Annotated in this window: 2 protein-coding genes; both read right to left on the reverse strand. The window is 75.5% G+C overall.

The window, feature by feature from the left end:
* Positions 1-341, reverse strand: a 341-nt coding sequence (locus XM50_RS20610) for a PIG-L deacetylase family protein (RefSeq protein ID WP_231621805.1), incomplete at its 3' end; no start/stop codon positions are given.
* 29 nt (positions 342-370) lie between these two features.
* On the reverse strand, positions 371-1,104 hold a 734-nt coding region (locus XM50_RS20615), incomplete at its 5' end, for an acyl-CoA dehydrogenase (protein ID WP_046406262.1).

Below are 1,104 nucleotides of genomic sequence, written 5' to 3' on the forward strand. Positions count from 1 at the left end.
GGGGCGATGATCAGGTCGGGCGCGCGGCGCGACAGCAAGGCGCGGCGCAGCGCGTGGAGCAGGCGCGATGCCGGCGCGCCGAGCCCACCGTCGGGCAGGCCGAGGAAGCGGATCGCCGGCGGCGTGATGCCGATCGGGCGCAGCACGCGCCGCGTCTCGCGCCGCCGCTCCGCCACCAGCCGGGGGCGGGGCCAGCGGCGGCTGCCGGGATGTGAGGCACCACCGTCGCTGACCACCAGCACCTCCACCGTCGCGCCGCGCGCGCGAAGCCGCCGCATCAGCGCCCAGGCGGCAACTGCCTCATCATCGGGGTGCGGCGCGATCACCAGCAGGCGGCGCACGTGGCCGAAGCCGCGTTTCCCTGGGTTTGTCACAGTGTCGGGGTCAGCAGCCCGGCGGCGACCGCCGCGCCAGCCCGGTCGCGCTGCAGATCGGGGGCGGGCTGGCGCAGATAGACGGTGAGGTTGGCGAGCGCGGCATTGAGCGGGTGATCGAGGAACATCGCCTGCACGCCGACCGCCGCCTGCGCCAGCGTCAGCACGGCCTCGCCCGCGGCATAGACCGCCGCGCGCGCCGCGGCGACATGGGCCAGCGTGTCGTCGGGGCGGTCGACGCGCCAGTTGGCGGCCGCGCGCGCGACCGCGTCGGCGGCGCCCTGCGCCGCGCGATAGAGATCGGCGAGGCGGGCGCGCTGGTGCGGATCGCCGTCCCGGCCGGCGGTGACGAGATGGTCGCGCGTGCGATCGACCACGCCCGCGATCCCGCCTGCCTGCACCGCGGCGAAGCGGATCGCGCCGCCGCTGAACCATGGTTCGCGCACGTAATCGCCCGGCTGGCCGATCAGCGCCTCGGGCGGCAGCGCTGCGCCGTCCCAGCGGGCAAGATGCGTTTCCGACCGCTGCATCCCGCTGACCCGCCACCAGGAGCGGTCGATCGCCGGCGGCGTCTCCGTCAGGTCGATGAGCAGCAACTGTCGGCCGCCGTCGACATCGACCGGGACCAGCGCATGGCTGAGCAGCCCGGCGCCAGAGGCAAAGGCCTTGGCCCCCGACAGGCGGCCGTCGCTAAGCGTTGCGGGGTCGCCGGGCTGATCGGCGTTCCACA

The sequence above is a fragment of the Sphingomonas sp. Ag1 genome (assembly GCF_000980895.1).
Classification (GTDB): domain Bacteria; phylum Pseudomonadota; class Alphaproteobacteria; order Sphingomonadales; family Sphingomonadaceae; genus Sphingomonas; species Sphingomonas panaciterrae.